The following is a 13,342-nucleotide window of genomic DNA, read 5'->3' as shown; positions in this document are numbered from 1 at the left end:
TGACAATTTTATGTTTAATACGGAGACTTATTGTTCTGGTGAATTCACTTTATTCAATTCATATTGAAAATTATGTATAAATAATAAGAAAAACAGAAGAAAAGTAGAAATTAGGTTGTATTTTCGGTTGGTAATGTGAATTGGATCTTTATTATTACCGGGTTAATTTAAGATATTCCTGTGGCGTAGTGCCGAATCGTTTTTTAAACGCAGCGATAAAAGCGCTGGTAGATCGATACCCTAATGTTGCGGCAATTTCTATGCTGCTTTTATTTTCGTTGAGTAGTTCAATAGCCTGGATGAATTTCATTTTGTGTATCCATTCAGAAAAAGTAAGTCCCGTTTCTTTCTTAAAAAGGCGCTCTAGTGTTCTTGAACCAATGGCAAAGTTATCGGCTATCTGACTTAAAGTAAATGAACCGGATTTGTTTTGCATTAAATGCGTTGTGATTTGTTTGAAACGTTCACTGTATCCGGCCGGTAGATCGAGAGGTGTTTCAGATAATTGTGCTAATTCATCAAGAATCACTAAAGACAGATGCTGAAGTCTTTGTTCTTCAGGGACATCGGATTCTGATAAATTTAAGAAATGGATCAATAGCTGCTGCATCAGTTTTGTCATATGTAAAACGGAGCACTGATCTGGCATAGAATGGCAGGCATTTTGATCAACAAAAATGAAGCAGGTGGATATTTTTGTGTTAGCTGACATCTCATGCTCAATACCGCCCGGAACCCATATGGCATGACTGGTAGGGACCAGCCATTTTGCTCCGGGAACCGTGACTTTCATTATCCCCTGATTTGACCAGACCAATTGTGCTCTGGGATGAGAGTGAGCCGGACGGGTTAATTCGCCTGAATCAAATTGTTTTCCGTGGACAATGATAAGTCGCGATGGGTCATCAATGTGGCCGGGACCCGACGGATAATAGTTTGTCGAATTTTCGTTATCTATTGTCATGATATCGATATTTTCTATTTATCTGGAAAGATTAGAATAATACGAAAGCTCTTTAATCTGAACGGTTTTACGTTATGTCGTGTAAAAAATGGATTGTCTTTGTCGTCTTCTTATTTGCTGTCGTGATCTCAATTTTATCTCCTGAGAATATGAATCAGCAGCAATCATTAACGTTTGGTCTGGTATTGGTTGTGCTTAGTTTGTGGGGTACCAATATTATTCCCAATTATCTGACTAGCCTTGCTTTTTTTGCTTTTTTGTTAATTTTTAAAATAGCGCCGCCAGCTGCTGTCTTTTCCGGATTTTCTTCAGCGGCTATCTGGCTGGTTTTCTCCGGATTTATTATTGCTATTGCGATTAAAAATGTTGGACTCAGTGGGTACATAAGCCAGCTTTTTGAACGCTATTTTTCAAAAAGTTATCTGGTTTTAGTGTCTGGGGTGATGTTGTTTACCATGGCGCTTGGCTTTTTGATGCCATCCTCTTTGGGTAGGGCTGTTCTTATGGTGCCAATTGGTATGGCACTGGCAGATCAGGTTGGATTTGTACCAGGGAGTAAAGGGCGTACAGGAATTGCATTAGCTTTAACATTGGGCTGCCATGTCCCTGGTTTTGCTATTTTGCCGGCGAATGTCCCTAACCTTGTTTTGACAGGGGCTGCTCAAACGCTATATGGTTTGAATCTTACCTATGCTAATTATCTTTTACTTCATTATCCCATTCTGGGTATTGTTAAAAGTGCGTTGATTACCGGATTGATTGTTTTGTTTTTTCCAGACAAGCCGGTATATCAGACATGTCTTCATTCTGAGAAAATTCACTCGGATTCCGGTACAAAAACAGAGCGAAGAAAACGGTATTGGATTTCCGGGATTTTGATTATGACGTTATTGTTTTGGATGACCGACTCTATTCACAATATCAGTCCGGCCTGGATTGGATTAGTTGCTTCTGTTGTATTGATGTTACCAGGGCTGAAGTTGGTGGAGCCCGGTCAGTTTCAAAAAAATATTAATTTTGGTTTATTACTTTTTATTGCCGGAATTCTGGGACTGAGCGCTGTGATGAAACATACCGGATTAGGTAACGTTATCGCTCAGTGGTTAATACACGTTTTACCCTTGGCAAAAGGGGCTGATTTTACAAACTTTATGTCTCTTTGTGTGATGTCGTTTGTTACCGGGATTGTGACTACTCTTCCGGGGGTTCCAGCTGTTCTGACGCCTATGGCGCATCAGCTATCTGATATCACCGGTTTAAGTGTCAGTGCAGTTCTGATGACACAGGTTATCGGCTTTTCAACGATTCTGTTTCCTTTTCAGTCAGGTCCAATGACCGTCGGAATGCAGTTATCTAATGAGCGTTTAGGGTATGCAATGAAAATTACGGTTCCGTTAACCATTATTACTCTTTGTATTCTGGCTCCTCTGGATTATGTATGGTGGGAATACCTGGGGATGTTTCAGTGAGTTACCAGAGGAAATTTTATTGCAGAGTCTGGTCGTTAGGGCCTGTAGGCCCTAATCATGTACCCCAAGTCCCGGGTATCAGGCGGTACTTTTTAAGTGCACGGGTTTGACTGAACGATTCGCATTAGGGGGTAATAGCTTAGTATTACGGATTAACCTGACGTTACCACAGCCATCTATCAGTAAGCTTTCACAACTTATTGTACGATCAGTTTTTTTTATTCCGGTGTTTATGTGACCATCCGTAATTCCTGTTGCACAGAATAGGATATCTTGTGAACAAATAAGCTCATTCATTGAATAAACTTTTCCTAGCTGCGCACCATATTTTTTACATTGTTCTAATTCAATCGAATCGTGTGACAGGTTTTGCTCATTTTTTCCTTTTACCTGACTACGTAGAAGGAGTCTTCCCTGCATTTCTCCACCCAGAGCTTTGACGGCAGCTGCTGATATTACCCCTTCAGGGGCTCCCCCTATGCAGTACATGACATCAAAAGGACCGTAAGGAAGGCAAGTCTGTAAGCTGGCGATTACATCACCATCAGGGTACTCAAAGATTTGAACCCCATGGTCTCTCAGCTCATTTATCATTTTCTGATGACGTGGTTTTGCTAAGGTGACAATACGTAATTGGTTTATAGGTTTAAATAATGCCCGAGCAATATCTCTTAAGTTTGTTATGAGTGGCCGTTCAAGATCGATGACTCCTTTAGCCTGAGGAGATACTACCAGTTTTTCCATGTACATATCTGGTGCAGCTAACATTTGGTCTTTTGGGGTGGCAGCAAGGACGGTTATTGCATTATCCTGACCAGTCGCTACCATTCGGGTTCCGTCAATAGGGTCAACGGCGATGTCTAATGCGGTTCCACCTTGACCCAGTAGTTCGCCAATGTATAGCATAGGAGCTTCATCTATTTCTCCTTCGCCAATGACAATTCGTCCATCAATATTCATTTGATTCAGTTCATAACGCATCGCATCCACTGCAGCCAAATCTGCTTTGTTTTTATGTCCTTGTCCCAAGTGGTCATAACTGGCTATTGCAGCAGCCTCGGTTACTTTAACGAAAGAGTACGTAAGTTGTTCATCCATCATATAATCCCATTTTGATTGAATTTAATCATTTGTGAATGTATTTAATCAATTCAGTATTTTCTGTTAACTTAATCATAAGTTTAAATATTAAAATAAAATTTTAAAATAAAGTATTATTTTAGTGTTTTATTTCAATTTGATTTATTTTTGTGGATTTCGTCAATTTTTTAATAGTTGTTGATTGAATGTTAATCATAAATCTTTATTGTTTATTTATGATTTAATTTGATTGAATGATTGTAAATAATCAGCTTGTGGAGATTGGAATGACATAAGTTGTTTGGTAAATGTTTGACAAATAGGTAGTGAGAACAATGGCAGAAACAACGGTGTTAACCAGAAAAAAAGAGTTAGTTTATTATGGTGACGATTTTACCGGTTCTACAGACGTTTTAGAGAGTCTGAGTCTTAAAGGAAAGCGGACAGTATTATGGTTGCGAATTCCAGAGCCATCAGAACTGGCTCAGTTTGAAGAGTATTCATGCATTGGTCTGGCAGGCGTGAGCAGGAGTAAAGATCCCAAATGGATGAATACTGAACTACCGGCTGTTTTCCGGTTCCTTAATTCGATGAATCCTAAATATGTTCACTATAAAGTTTGCTCAACTTTCGATTCAAATGTTTCAAAAGGAAATATATCCGCAGCAATGCATATCGGTGTCGATATCATTAAGCCTGCCTGGACTTCTATTCTTGTTGGTACCCCTAAAATTAAAAGATACGTATGTTTTGGCCAATTGTTTGCGGATTATAAAGGAGAAGTGTTTTCCATTGATAGACATCCGGTAATGAGCTGCCATCCGGCAACACCAATGAATGAATCCAATTTAATTCAACACATGAAGGCATTGGGTAGTGATAATTGTGTGTCTCTTAATCTATCTATGTATCACCTGGAAAACACAAGCTCAATTTTGTCCGATTATATCAGAAATGAAAAAGTGGTTATTTTTGACACCTATGATGCTCAATCTCTGGCCTGTGCTGGGGCTTTGATTAGGGAGCATAGTCAGAGCGGAACTCATTTTACTGTGTCTTCATCAGGGTTCGAAGATGCCATTTATTCTAAAGACACTGATATTAAGAATATTGCTATCAAGAGTAAAAAAAGAATTCTCGCTTTGTCAGGTAGTTGCTCGCTAATAACCAGTGCACAAATCGACTACGCAATCGAACATGGTTTTTCACCGATCAAACTCAAAGTCTCCCGTCTCTTAAATCCAAGTGAGCGCAGCTCTTATTTAGATGAAGTAACAGGATATTGTATGTCGTTATTAGCTGATGACATCTCACCATTGGTTTATTCGGCTAAGGGACCCACCGACGAAAGTTTATCGCTAATAAAAGAAAGTGACTGTGATTCTTTTGATCAGATTCTCGGGCAATTTCTTGGAGATATAGCGGTGCAGCTTGCGAATAATAAGATGATTGACAGATTAGCTGTGGCAGGCGGTGATACTTCAGGATATTGCTTGCAGTGTCTGGATGTTGATGCATTGACATTTGTTGCACCTTTTTGTCCCGGAGTTCCTTTGTGCCGAACTTATTCCAGAAAAAACAATGTTGATGGACTGGAAGTCGCCCTTAAAGGCGGACAGTTAGGTGGTGATGATTTTTTTGTAAAGTTGCTTAACGGTGAGGAATAACCATGGATAGATTTAATGTTACGTATCGTGTAAGCAGTTATTTAAGTTTGGAAAAAATTGCAGAGAAAATTTGTAATGATCAGACTACCGGAACATTTATTAAAATTCCTGAAGTGTCAAAAGAAGCGTTTCGAAATTTTAGCGCTGATATTATTTCCGTTGAACAAATCTTTAACGGACTCCAGTATCAGGGGAAAATCGTTATTTCATATCCAATTGATTTATCAGGTTATGATTTATCGGCTATTTTCACTATTGCATGTGGCGGTGTTTCTTCAATAAAGCCAATTAATAGTTTAATGGTTGAAGACATTCATTTTTCACCGTTATTTATAAGTCAATTCCGGGGGCCTAAATATGGTATTTCAGGAACTTATAAAAAGTTGGGAATACATCATGGTCCTGTAATCGGTGGAATATTGAAACCTAATATTGGTATTACTCCATCAGATAGTGCGGAACTAGTCAGGTTATTAGTGGAAGCCGATATCGACTTTATAAAAGACGATGAAAAATTACAGAGTCCTCCATATTCAAGTGTCAAAAACAGAATTGATTCTATTATGCCGGTCATTCATGACTGGCAGCAAAAAACCGGAAAAAAAGTGCTCTATGCATTTAACATTTGCCACTCTGACATCGGTGAAATTGAACGAAATCATGATTATTTAATAAAAAAAGGCGGTGATGCCGCAGTGATAAACGTCAATCAGGTTGGAATTTGTGGCTTAGACTCCATCAGTAAATTTAGCGATGTGATTTTGCATGCTCATACGAATGGGCTGGCATTCAATGAGAGAAGCGAATGGGGTATTTCTTTCCGAGTCTGGCAAAAAGTCTGGCGTATGCTCGGGATTGATCATATGCAAATTAACGGTATTGATGGCAAGTACTGGCAGGACAATGATTCAGTTATACAGGCATATGAAGATGTGACGCAGCCACTTGGTGAGATGAAAGCCTGTTTACCCGTCTTCTGCTCTGGGCAATGGGGTGGGCAGGTTCCGGAAACCTATCTTCGTACTAATAAATCGACGGATCTAATGTATCTGGGAGGCGGTGGCATACATGGGCATCCATTGGGGGCTCAGGGGGGTGTCAAAGCTATCCGGCAGGCATGGGACTCTTGCCTGCGAAATAAGAGTCTGAAGGAATATGCCTCTACTCATAAGGAGTTAGCATTGGCATTAGATTATTTTTCAAATAACAGAAAAAAGAATGGAGTGAATATGACCACAATATCTTTAATTGGAGCAGGTGGCAAAATGGGTATGCGTTTGTCAAGAAACCTGCAAAAATCGAATTATGAAGTAAATCATGTGGAAATCAGTGAAGAAGGGCGTCAACGTTTAAAAGAATCGTTAAATATCGATGCTATCGGACCACAGGATCAGACGGAATGTCTGAAGAAATCGGATGTGGTCATTCTTGCTGTTCCGGATACGTTGATCGGAAAGATAAGCGCGGAAGTTTGCGAACACCTCAATTCTGGAACTATGGTCGTTATTCTTGATGCTGCAGCACCGTTTGCAGGACATCTTCCTGACAGAAAAGACTTGGTATATTTTATTACTCACCCATGTCATCCAATTATTTTTAATAAAGAGCTGGATGAAAATGCCAGAAATGATCATTTCGGTGGCTTATATGCTAAACAAAGCGTTGTTTCCACTCTGCTTCAGGGGCCAGATTCTTCGTGGGATTTAGGTGAAGATATTGCTAAGACCATTTTTGCTCCTATTAAGGACTCTTATCGTGTGACATTGCACCAGATGGCAATGCTTGAGCCCGGTTTAACAGAAACTGTGTGTGCCACGTTACTGACTGCGATGCGTCAGGCTATGGACGAAGTGATTGACGCTGGGGTTTCTTATGATTGTGCACGGGATTTCCTGCTGGGTCATATGAATATACTGTCTGCAGTTATGTTCGATGAAGTTGAAGGTCAGTTTTCTGATGCCTGTAATAAAGCCATCGAAAATGGGTTGGGGAAACTGTTGTATCCAGACTGGAAAAAGGTATTTAACAAAGAAGAGCTTGCACACAGCATCCAGCTTATTACCTAACTGACAGATACCTTTATTGAATGAAACGTGAAACAAAGTGAGAGAATAACAATGAATAATTACAAGCTCTTTAAATACATAGCGCTGGGAGGGTTACTGATGGCTCCGGTACTTTCCTCTGCTAAGACGATTAATATCGCATTTACTCAGACTCTTGATTCTCAACATGGTGAGGCGGCAAAAGCATTTAAACAGAAACTGGAAACGTTAAGTAACCATGAGTTTAATGTTGTTCTAAAGCCTGCCGGAGCCTTAGGTGGAGAGCGTGAGGTGGTAGAAAGTTTGCAGCTCGGCATCATCGAAATGACGATCTCATCTACAGGGCCGCTCGGGAATTTTGATAAAGATGTTTATCTATTTGATTTCCCATATGTATTTGAAAATTATCAACACGCTCATAAAGTCCTGGATAGCCATATAGGCCAGGAAATATTAGATGGTATGTCGCGCTATCAAATTAAAGGGCTTGCCTGGGGAGAGAATGGGTTCAGGCAGATTACCTATAACGGTAAACCCATTCTTAAACCTGGGGACTTGAAGGGACGTAAAATTCGTACAATGGAGAATAAAGTGCATATTGCGACGTTTAAAGCGTTGGGGGCATCTCCGGTGCCTATGTCCTGGACAGAAGTATTCACCGCGTTGCAGCAAGGGACAATTGATGGACAGGAAAATCCAATTAATTTAGCTGTAACGTCTAAATTATACGAAGTACAAAAGGAAGCATCACTGACACAGCATTTATACAGTCCTGCTGTTATCGCAATGTCTCAGAGTTATTGGGATGGGTTGTCCGGTCAGGAGCAGAAGTGGGTTGAAACATCTGCTCATAAAGCGGCAATTGTGATGCGCCAGACCCGGGCGAAGCTGGAAAGCGAAGCGTTTGATCAATTGAAAAAAAGAGGTATGACAATCGATAAAGTCGATATACATCCGTTTATTACTGCAACAGAGCCGATGAGGGAAAAATTAGCTAAACAAATGGGATTTACTAAGCGTTTAGCTGAAATTAAGTCTATGCAATAGCAAACGTTATGTTGAGGCCAGAGTGCATGCTCTGGTCTTAAGGAGTTAATTATGTCGATGTTTATAATCAGATTTAATCGATGGTTATCTTATTCTGTACTTATGGTATCAGCCGTTCTTCTTGGTTTAATGGCCTTGTTAGTTTTTTATCAGGTAATTACAAGATTTGTGTTTGACGCTCCATCAACATGGTCTGAAATTACAGCCAGAATTATGATGGTGTGGATGGTTTATATAACTATGGGGTGCGTATTCAGAGAAGGAAGTATGATCACGATTGGTTTTTTTGTGGATTTGCTACCGAATGCATTGGGCCTGTGGGTTAAAAGAATGGTAACACTCTCAATTATTCTTTTTTTGATGATATTAATTTGGTATGGGTGGGAAATGGCGATCAGAGTTAAGTCGCAGAATGTTTCTATGGTTAATATTTCTGCTTTTTGGCTTTATATCAGCATTCCTGTTGGTGCATTATTTTCTTTACCTGCATTAATTGAGTGGCATTGGGTTAATGTAGAAAGAAGAGTGGACTCAGATACCTTAAAGATTCATGATGCAACTGAGGTTTGATTATGCCAACTGCTATAGTTTCTCTATTATTATCTTTTATTACGTTATCCGTACCGATTGCTGTTTCAATTGTCATTGCCAGTGCAGTAGGGTTGTATTTCTTCAGTAATCTTCCTTTGATCCTGATTCCTCAGCGGATGTTTATCGGATTGGATAGTTTTCCATTGATGGCGGTACCTCTCTTTATTCTTGCCGGAAATATAATGGGGCAGGGTGGTGTGTCCAAACGCTTGGTAAAGTTTGCTAAATCGCTTGTGGGAAATATACAGGGTGGGCTGGCAATGTCTTGTGTCATTACCAGTATGATTTTTGCTGCTGTATCCGGTTCAAGCGTTGCCACAACTTATGCTGTTGGTTCTATTCTTCTGCCCGCCATGATTTTGCACGGTTATCCAAAACCGATGGCGACTGCGATTCAGGCTTCTTCTGCTAATTTGGGTATTGTTATACCTCCTTCCGTTCCTTTGATTATGTACGGTGTGAGTACAAATACATCGATCGGAAAACTTTTCCTTGCTGCTATTGGTCCCGGGCTTTTGATGGGTGCAGCGCTGATCGTCATGGTTATCTTGTGGTGTTGGGTAGGCAGCCATGGAAAAAATGATTCTGTTGGCAGGGAAAACTTCTGGAGGACTTTAAAAGACGCTGTTCTGGCTATATTGATGCCTACCATCATTCTTGGCGGGATTTATGGTGGTATGTTTACGCCTACCGAAGCATCGGCTGTTGCCGTTATTTATGGCTTGATATTAGGCTTATTTGTTTATAAAGAAATTACCTTAAGAGATATCCCTACAATTTTGAAGCGATCTGCGTTGGCCACAACATCGGTTATGCTTATTATCGCCGCTGCATCATTACTTAGTTTTCTGGTCAGCCGCTCGGATATACCCCAAACATTATCTGCGTTCGCTGCAGATAGTTTTTCAACCGGGATACAGTTTTTACTGGCAGTGAATGTTTTGTTGTTGATTGTTGGTATGTTTGTTGAAACCTCCGCCGCAATCTTATTGTTAGCACCTATACTAACCCCTATCGCTGTTAGCTATGGTATTGAGCCTGTTCATTTCGGTGTGGTTATGGTCGTAAATTTGGCGATAGGAATGTTTACACCTCCGTTAGGGGTAACATTATTTGCTGCAAGTCAGGTTGCAGATATTCAGGTTGAAAAAGTGGTGAAATCGACACTGATTCCATTGTTCACTTTGATATGCTGTCTAGTTGTTATTACAATCTTTCCAACCCTTACTCTTATGTGGGTAAATTGAATAGTGAATTGAATAAGTGAGTGTTACTTCTTGATGAAAAAACAACAGAGATTTAAAGAAATTGTTGACTATCTTAAAGATACGAATTTAACGACAGTGGAGGAGCTGGTTCATTATGTCAATGTATCACCGGCAACCATTCGTCGGGATCTGGTTGAGCTCGATAGCCAGGGGGTTGTGAGAAGAACACACGGAGGTGTGACATTAAATAATTTCGTAGCAACCCAACTTTCTTTTCAAGAAAAGAATGCATTATTTAAATCTGAGAAATCCAGAATATGCAAAGAGGCTGCAAAATTAATTGAGTCTGGAAATACTATTATTCTTGATGCTGGTACAACAACAATGGAAATTGCAAAAAACATTACTCATTTGCCATTGAGGGTTATTACGCCAGATTTAAGAATTGCGTTATTTTTAAGTCAGTTCAAGCAAATAGAAGTAACTGTATTTGGAGGGCAAATAGACAGTTCCAGTCAATCGTGTATTGGAGACCATGCGCGAAAATTACTTCAGTCTATTATTACGGATATTTCATTTATTAGTTGTAACTTCTGGAATATAGAATATGGAGTCACAGCGCCAACGGAGCATAAATCGACATTAAAAATAGACATGATGAACAGCTCAAGGAGAAGCGTTTTAGTTGCTGATAGCAGTAAATATGGGAATAACGCGCTATTTAAAATAGCTGAACTAGAGCAATTCGAAGAAATATATACAGATAGTAATATGAGTGATAAAAATAAAGAATTATTACTTTCTGTAAATTCAAAAATTAATTTCATTTAAATATTATTTAATAAATTTAAAATCACTTATTTAATTAATCCTGTGTGAATGAAATTCATACAGGGACTCCTACACGTAAACAAAAGGAAATAAATATGAAAATAGTAATCGGATGTGATGACGCTGCATTTGAATTAAAGGAAATTATAAAAAAACATTTGTCAGATAAACATATTAATTTCTGTGATATGGGATTAAAACCCGAAGATTCTTATTATTATCCTGATATCGCTAAGAATGTGGCACTAGCTGTTAAAAAAGGTGAATTTGACCGAGGAATTCTGTTATGCGGTACGGGAATTGGTGTTTGTATTGTCGCGAATAAGGTACCGGGTATCCGCGCTGCGCTTTGTCATGATACGTTTTCAGCTGAGCGAGCCAGAAAAAGTAATGATGCTCAAATAATCACCATGGGATCAAGAGTTATTGGCCCTGAACTGGCCAAAAGTATCCTGGATACCTGGTTAGAAGCTGAGTTTTCCGATGGTCCATCAACACCTAAAGTCAATCGTATTAAAGAAATTGATTCTGAATTTCATGCGGTTCGTTTTTAACCGTCAATCGATTAAGGAGATATTATGAAACCTTGTTGGATCGGAACCAGTTGGAAAATGAATAAAACCGGCCGGGAGGCTACAAAATGGATAGAAAATGTCGTGGATTATTTGCAGACAGCAAATTGTCATCATCAGATTTTTGTTATTCCTCCTTTCCCATATATTGAGCAAGTGAGCAGAATGGCTCATGTTGGTAAAGTTCTTGTTGGGGCGCAGAATATGTGTTGGGATGATGCCGGTGCTTATACCGGAGAAATTTCACCGATCATGTTGAAAGACTGTGGTGCTACTCTTGTTGAAATAGGGCATTCGGAAAGACGTCACTGGTTTAATGAAAGTGACGAAACAGTAAATAAAAAGGTACTGGCTGCCTTGAAACATGGTTTAAGGCCCTTAATTTGTGTCGGAGATACTGAACAGGAAAAAAACTGGTCAGTGTCGGTGGAATCGGTTGTTCGTCAGGTAAAAATTGCATTACATAATGTTCCTCATGAGAAGTTATCTTCTGTGATTATTGCCTACGAACCTGTGTGGGCTATTGGTGATAAAGGAATACCAGCGACAGAAGAAGAGGCAGAGTTCATTCATTCGGCTATCCGGACAGCACTTACAGAGATGTATGATAAGGAAATAGCGGATTCTATTTATATTTTGTACGGTGGTAGCGTTAATCATAGTAATGCTGTAGGACTTTTAAAGAAACCAAATATAGATGGTGTATTTATTGGACGATCAGCATGGGATTCTGAGGACTTTTGTCGGCTAATACAAATAAGTGAAACATTAAGTGTTGAATAATCAATCACAAAGAGTACGCTGCTGAAACCTGATCTTTCTGGCAGCGTTTCTGATAGTCACATTATTGGACGGTTAGATTAGCCATATTCTGACAATACTCAGTCTGTTTGTGTTGATGGGTTTAATCTGACAAAACGAAGTTCTTTCATTTGTTTTCCCCATTGATGGCCATACTGTTCGTCTGTGCAGGAAAATCCATTGGCAATGTACAGATGATGTGCGGCGCCCAGTCCCTCGATGGTATTCAAATGAGTTTCACGAAATCCTGCATTATCAACAAAGTTAAGTGCTTCGTTGAGTAAACGATGGCCAACGCCTGTTCCTCTTGAGTTTTCGCTTACGATGAACCAGCGAAGATGAGCCCTGTTTTGTCCTAAATCATCACCATCAATAGCAACAGAACCAACGATTTCATCTCCTTGTCTGGCCAGCCAGATTTCGTTTTGAGGTTTACTCAGTCTCTGACTAAATTCTGCTAAACCGCCTGCAACAGTAGATTCGAAAGACAAACCAAATCCTACCGTTTTTGAATAATAGGAACTGTGCAATTCCGTTATTTTAGAAATCATTCCATTATAATCGCCGGTTGATATTTTGATCTCCGGGCGAGTAATCTCTGAGCATGACTCACCGGCTAACGCATCAGCGTATAATTTTAATCCTTTGATGATGGTTTCTTTATCTTTCTTATTTAAATTTTTCAGCGCCTGCACTATCTGATTGCGGGCGTATTTATGTATTTCAGCAACCCTTTTCTCACCTGAGGGTGTTAGTATCAGTTGTTTGCTTCTTGCATCATTGGAATGCGGTATTTCCATAATATCTCCCGTTTGCAAGAGCTTTTTAAGCATCCGGCTTACAGAGGATTTCTCCAGTTGGAGACAACCACATAAATATCGGGCAGTAACCGCATGGTTTTTATCGATTTCCAGTAATGTATGAACGGCCGAGGGAGACAGATTTGTGCCTGCAAATGCGCCTCCCATAAAGCCTAATTCTCGTACGAGTTGTCTTGATGATGAGCGTATAGACTCAACCGATAGCGATGAAATCATAGAATCTTCCCCCCTTATATGGTTGTACTA

At 39.7% G+C, this 13,342-nt stretch carries 12 protein-coding genes; 9 read left to right on the top strand and 3 right to left on the bottom strand.

Features of this window, described 5'->3' with window-relative positions; translation table 11 throughout:
- Window positions 1–154 precede the first annotated feature (154 nt).
- Window positions 155–964, bottom strand: a complete 810-nt coding sequence (locus tag LRQ06_RS13665; protein ID WP_232767272.1) for an AraC family transcriptional regulator — start codon at window positions 962–964, stop codon at window positions 155–157.
- A 74-nt stretch (window positions 965–1,038) separates the two neighbouring features.
- Here LRQ06_RS13665 and LRQ06_RS13660 point away from each other — a divergent pair, with 74 nt between their 5' ends.
- Complete coding sequence (locus tag LRQ06_RS13660; RefSeq protein WP_232767271.1) at window positions 1,039–2,433, top strand: SLC13 family permease; 1,395 nt, start codon at window positions 1,039–1,041, stop codon at window positions 2,431–2,433.
- A gap of 78 nt (window positions 2,434–2,511) precedes the next feature.
- Here the strand turns inward: LRQ06_RS13660 and glpX are convergent, their stop codons facing one another.
- Complete coding sequence (gene glpX, locus LRQ06_RS13655; RefSeq protein WP_232768968.1) at window positions 2,512–3,531, bottom strand: class II fructose-bisphosphatase; 1,020 nt, start codon at window positions 3,529–3,531, stop codon at window positions 2,512–2,514.
- Window positions 3,532–3,848: 317 nt separating this feature from the next.
- Between glpX and LRQ06_RS13650 the strand changes: the two genes are divergently transcribed.
- From LRQ06_RS13650 to LRQ06_RS13610, 8 genes are all read left to right on the top strand, one after another.
- Entirely contained in the window at window positions 3,849–5,180 is a 1,332-nt protein-coding gene (locus LRQ06_RS13650; RefSeq protein WP_232767269.1) for a four-carbon acid sugar kinase family protein, read from the top strand.
- Window positions 5,181–5,182: 2 nt separating this feature from the next.
- Complete coding sequence (locus tag LRQ06_RS21105) at window positions 5,183–7,246, top strand: RuBisCO large subunit C-terminal-like domain-containing protein (RefSeq protein WP_308218832.1); 2,064 nt, start codon at window positions 5,183–5,185, stop codon at window positions 7,244–7,246.
- 51 nt (window positions 7,247–7,297) lie between these two features.
- Window positions 7,298–8,272: a DctP family TRAP transporter solute-binding subunit gene (locus LRQ06_RS13635; protein ID WP_232767267.1), complete on the top strand. Its 975-nt coding sequence runs from the start codon at window positions 7,298–7,300 to the stop codon at window positions 8,270–8,272.
- Between the two features lie 51 nt (window positions 8,273–8,323).
- Window positions 8,324–8,842 carry a TRAP transporter small permease gene (locus tag LRQ06_RS13630; protein WP_232767265.1) on the top strand — a complete coding sequence of 173 codons (519 nt, stop codon included), beginning with the start codon at window positions 8,324–8,326 and terminating at the stop codon, window positions 8,840–8,842.
- Between the two features lie 2 nt (window positions 8,843–8,844).
- The gene (locus LRQ06_RS13625) at window positions 8,845–10,110 is read left to right on the top strand and encodes a TRAP transporter large permease (RefSeq protein ID WP_232767263.1); all 1,266 of its coding nucleotides are present in this window, start codon (window positions 8,845–8,847) and stop codon (window positions 10,108–10,110) included.
- A 33-nt stretch (window positions 10,111–10,143) separates the two neighbouring features.
- Window positions 10,144–10,902 carry a DeoR/GlpR family DNA-binding transcription regulator gene (locus LRQ06_RS13620; protein ID WP_232767261.1) on the top strand — a complete coding sequence of 253 codons (759 nt, stop codon included), beginning with the start codon at window positions 10,144–10,146 and terminating at the stop codon, window positions 10,900–10,902.
- Window positions 10,903–10,997: 95 nt separating this feature from the next.
- Window positions 10,998–11,456: a ribose 5-phosphate isomerase B gene (gene rpiB, locus LRQ06_RS13615; protein ID WP_232767260.1), complete on the top strand. Its 459-nt coding sequence runs from the start codon at window positions 10,998–11,000 to the stop codon at window positions 11,454–11,456.
- A 24-nt stretch (window positions 11,457–11,480) separates the two neighbouring features.
- Window positions 11,481–12,257: a triose-phosphate isomerase gene (locus LRQ06_RS13610; RefSeq protein ID WP_232767258.1), complete on the top strand. Its 777-nt coding sequence runs from the start codon at window positions 11,481–11,483 to the stop codon at window positions 12,255–12,257.
- Between the two features lie 98 nt (window positions 12,258–12,355).
- On the opposite strand, the gene LRQ06_RS13605 is transcribed toward LRQ06_RS13610, so the two are convergent.
- On the bottom strand, window positions 12,356–13,312 hold the full coding sequence (locus LRQ06_RS13605; protein ID WP_232767256.1) for a bifunctional helix-turn-helix transcriptional regulator/GNAT family N-acetyltransferase: 957 nt from the start codon (window positions 13,310–13,312) through the stop codon (window positions 12,356–12,358).
- Window positions 13,313–13,342 lie beyond the last annotated feature (30 nt).

The organism is Vibrio salinus (genome assembly GCF_021272385.1).
GTDB classification, from domain to species: Bacteria; Pseudomonadota; Gammaproteobacteria; order Enterobacterales; family Vibrionaceae; genus Vibrio; species Vibrio salinus.
This window is presented reverse-complemented; position numbering and strand designations above follow the sequence as displayed.

What these genes read in the sequence shown, in the direction of transcription:
- LRQ06_RS13665 (WP_232767272.1), bottom strand. Translation starts at nt 964, where the DNA reads ATGACAATAGATAACGAAAATTCGACAAACTATTATCCGTCGGGTCCC.
- LRQ06_RS13660 (WP_232767271.1), top strand. Translation starts at nt 1,039, where the DNA reads ATGTCGTGTAAAAAATGGATTGTCTTTGTCGTCTTCTTATTTGCTGTC.
- glpX (WP_232768968.1), bottom strand. Translation starts at nt 3,531, where the DNA reads ATGGATGAACAACTTACGTACTCTTTCGTTAAAGTAACCGAGGCTGCT.
- LRQ06_RS13650 (WP_232767269.1), top strand. Translation starts at nt 3,849, where the DNA reads ATGGCAGAAACAACGGTGTTAACCAGAAAAAAAGAGTTAGTTTATTAT.
- LRQ06_RS21105 (WP_308218832.1), top strand. Translation starts at nt 5,183, where the DNA reads ATGGATAGATTTAATGTTACGTATCGTGTAAGCAGTTATTTAAGTTTG.
- LRQ06_RS13635 (WP_232767267.1), top strand. Translation starts at nt 7,298, where the DNA reads ATGAATAATTACAAGCTCTTTAAATACATAGCGCTGGGAGGGTTACTG.
- LRQ06_RS13630 (WP_232767265.1), top strand. Translation starts at nt 8,324, where the DNA reads ATGTCGATGTTTATAATCAGATTTAATCGATGGTTATCTTATTCTGTA.
- LRQ06_RS13625 (WP_232767263.1), top strand. Translation starts at nt 8,845, where the DNA reads ATGCCAACTGCTATAGTTTCTCTATTATTATCTTTTATTACGTTATCC.
- LRQ06_RS13620 (WP_232767261.1), top strand. Translation starts at nt 10,144, where the DNA reads ATGAAAAAACAACAGAGATTTAAAGAAATTGTTGACTATCTTAAAGAT.
- rpiB (WP_232767260.1), top strand. Translation starts at nt 10,998, where the DNA reads ATGAAAATAGTAATCGGATGTGATGACGCTGCATTTGAATTAAAGGAA.
- LRQ06_RS13610 (WP_232767258.1), top strand. Translation starts at nt 11,481, where the DNA reads ATGAAACCTTGTTGGATCGGAACCAGTTGGAAAATGAATAAAACCGGC.
- LRQ06_RS13605 (WP_232767256.1), bottom strand. Translation starts at nt 13,312, where the DNA reads ATGATTTCATCGCTATCGGTTGAGTCTATACGCTCATCATCAAGACAA.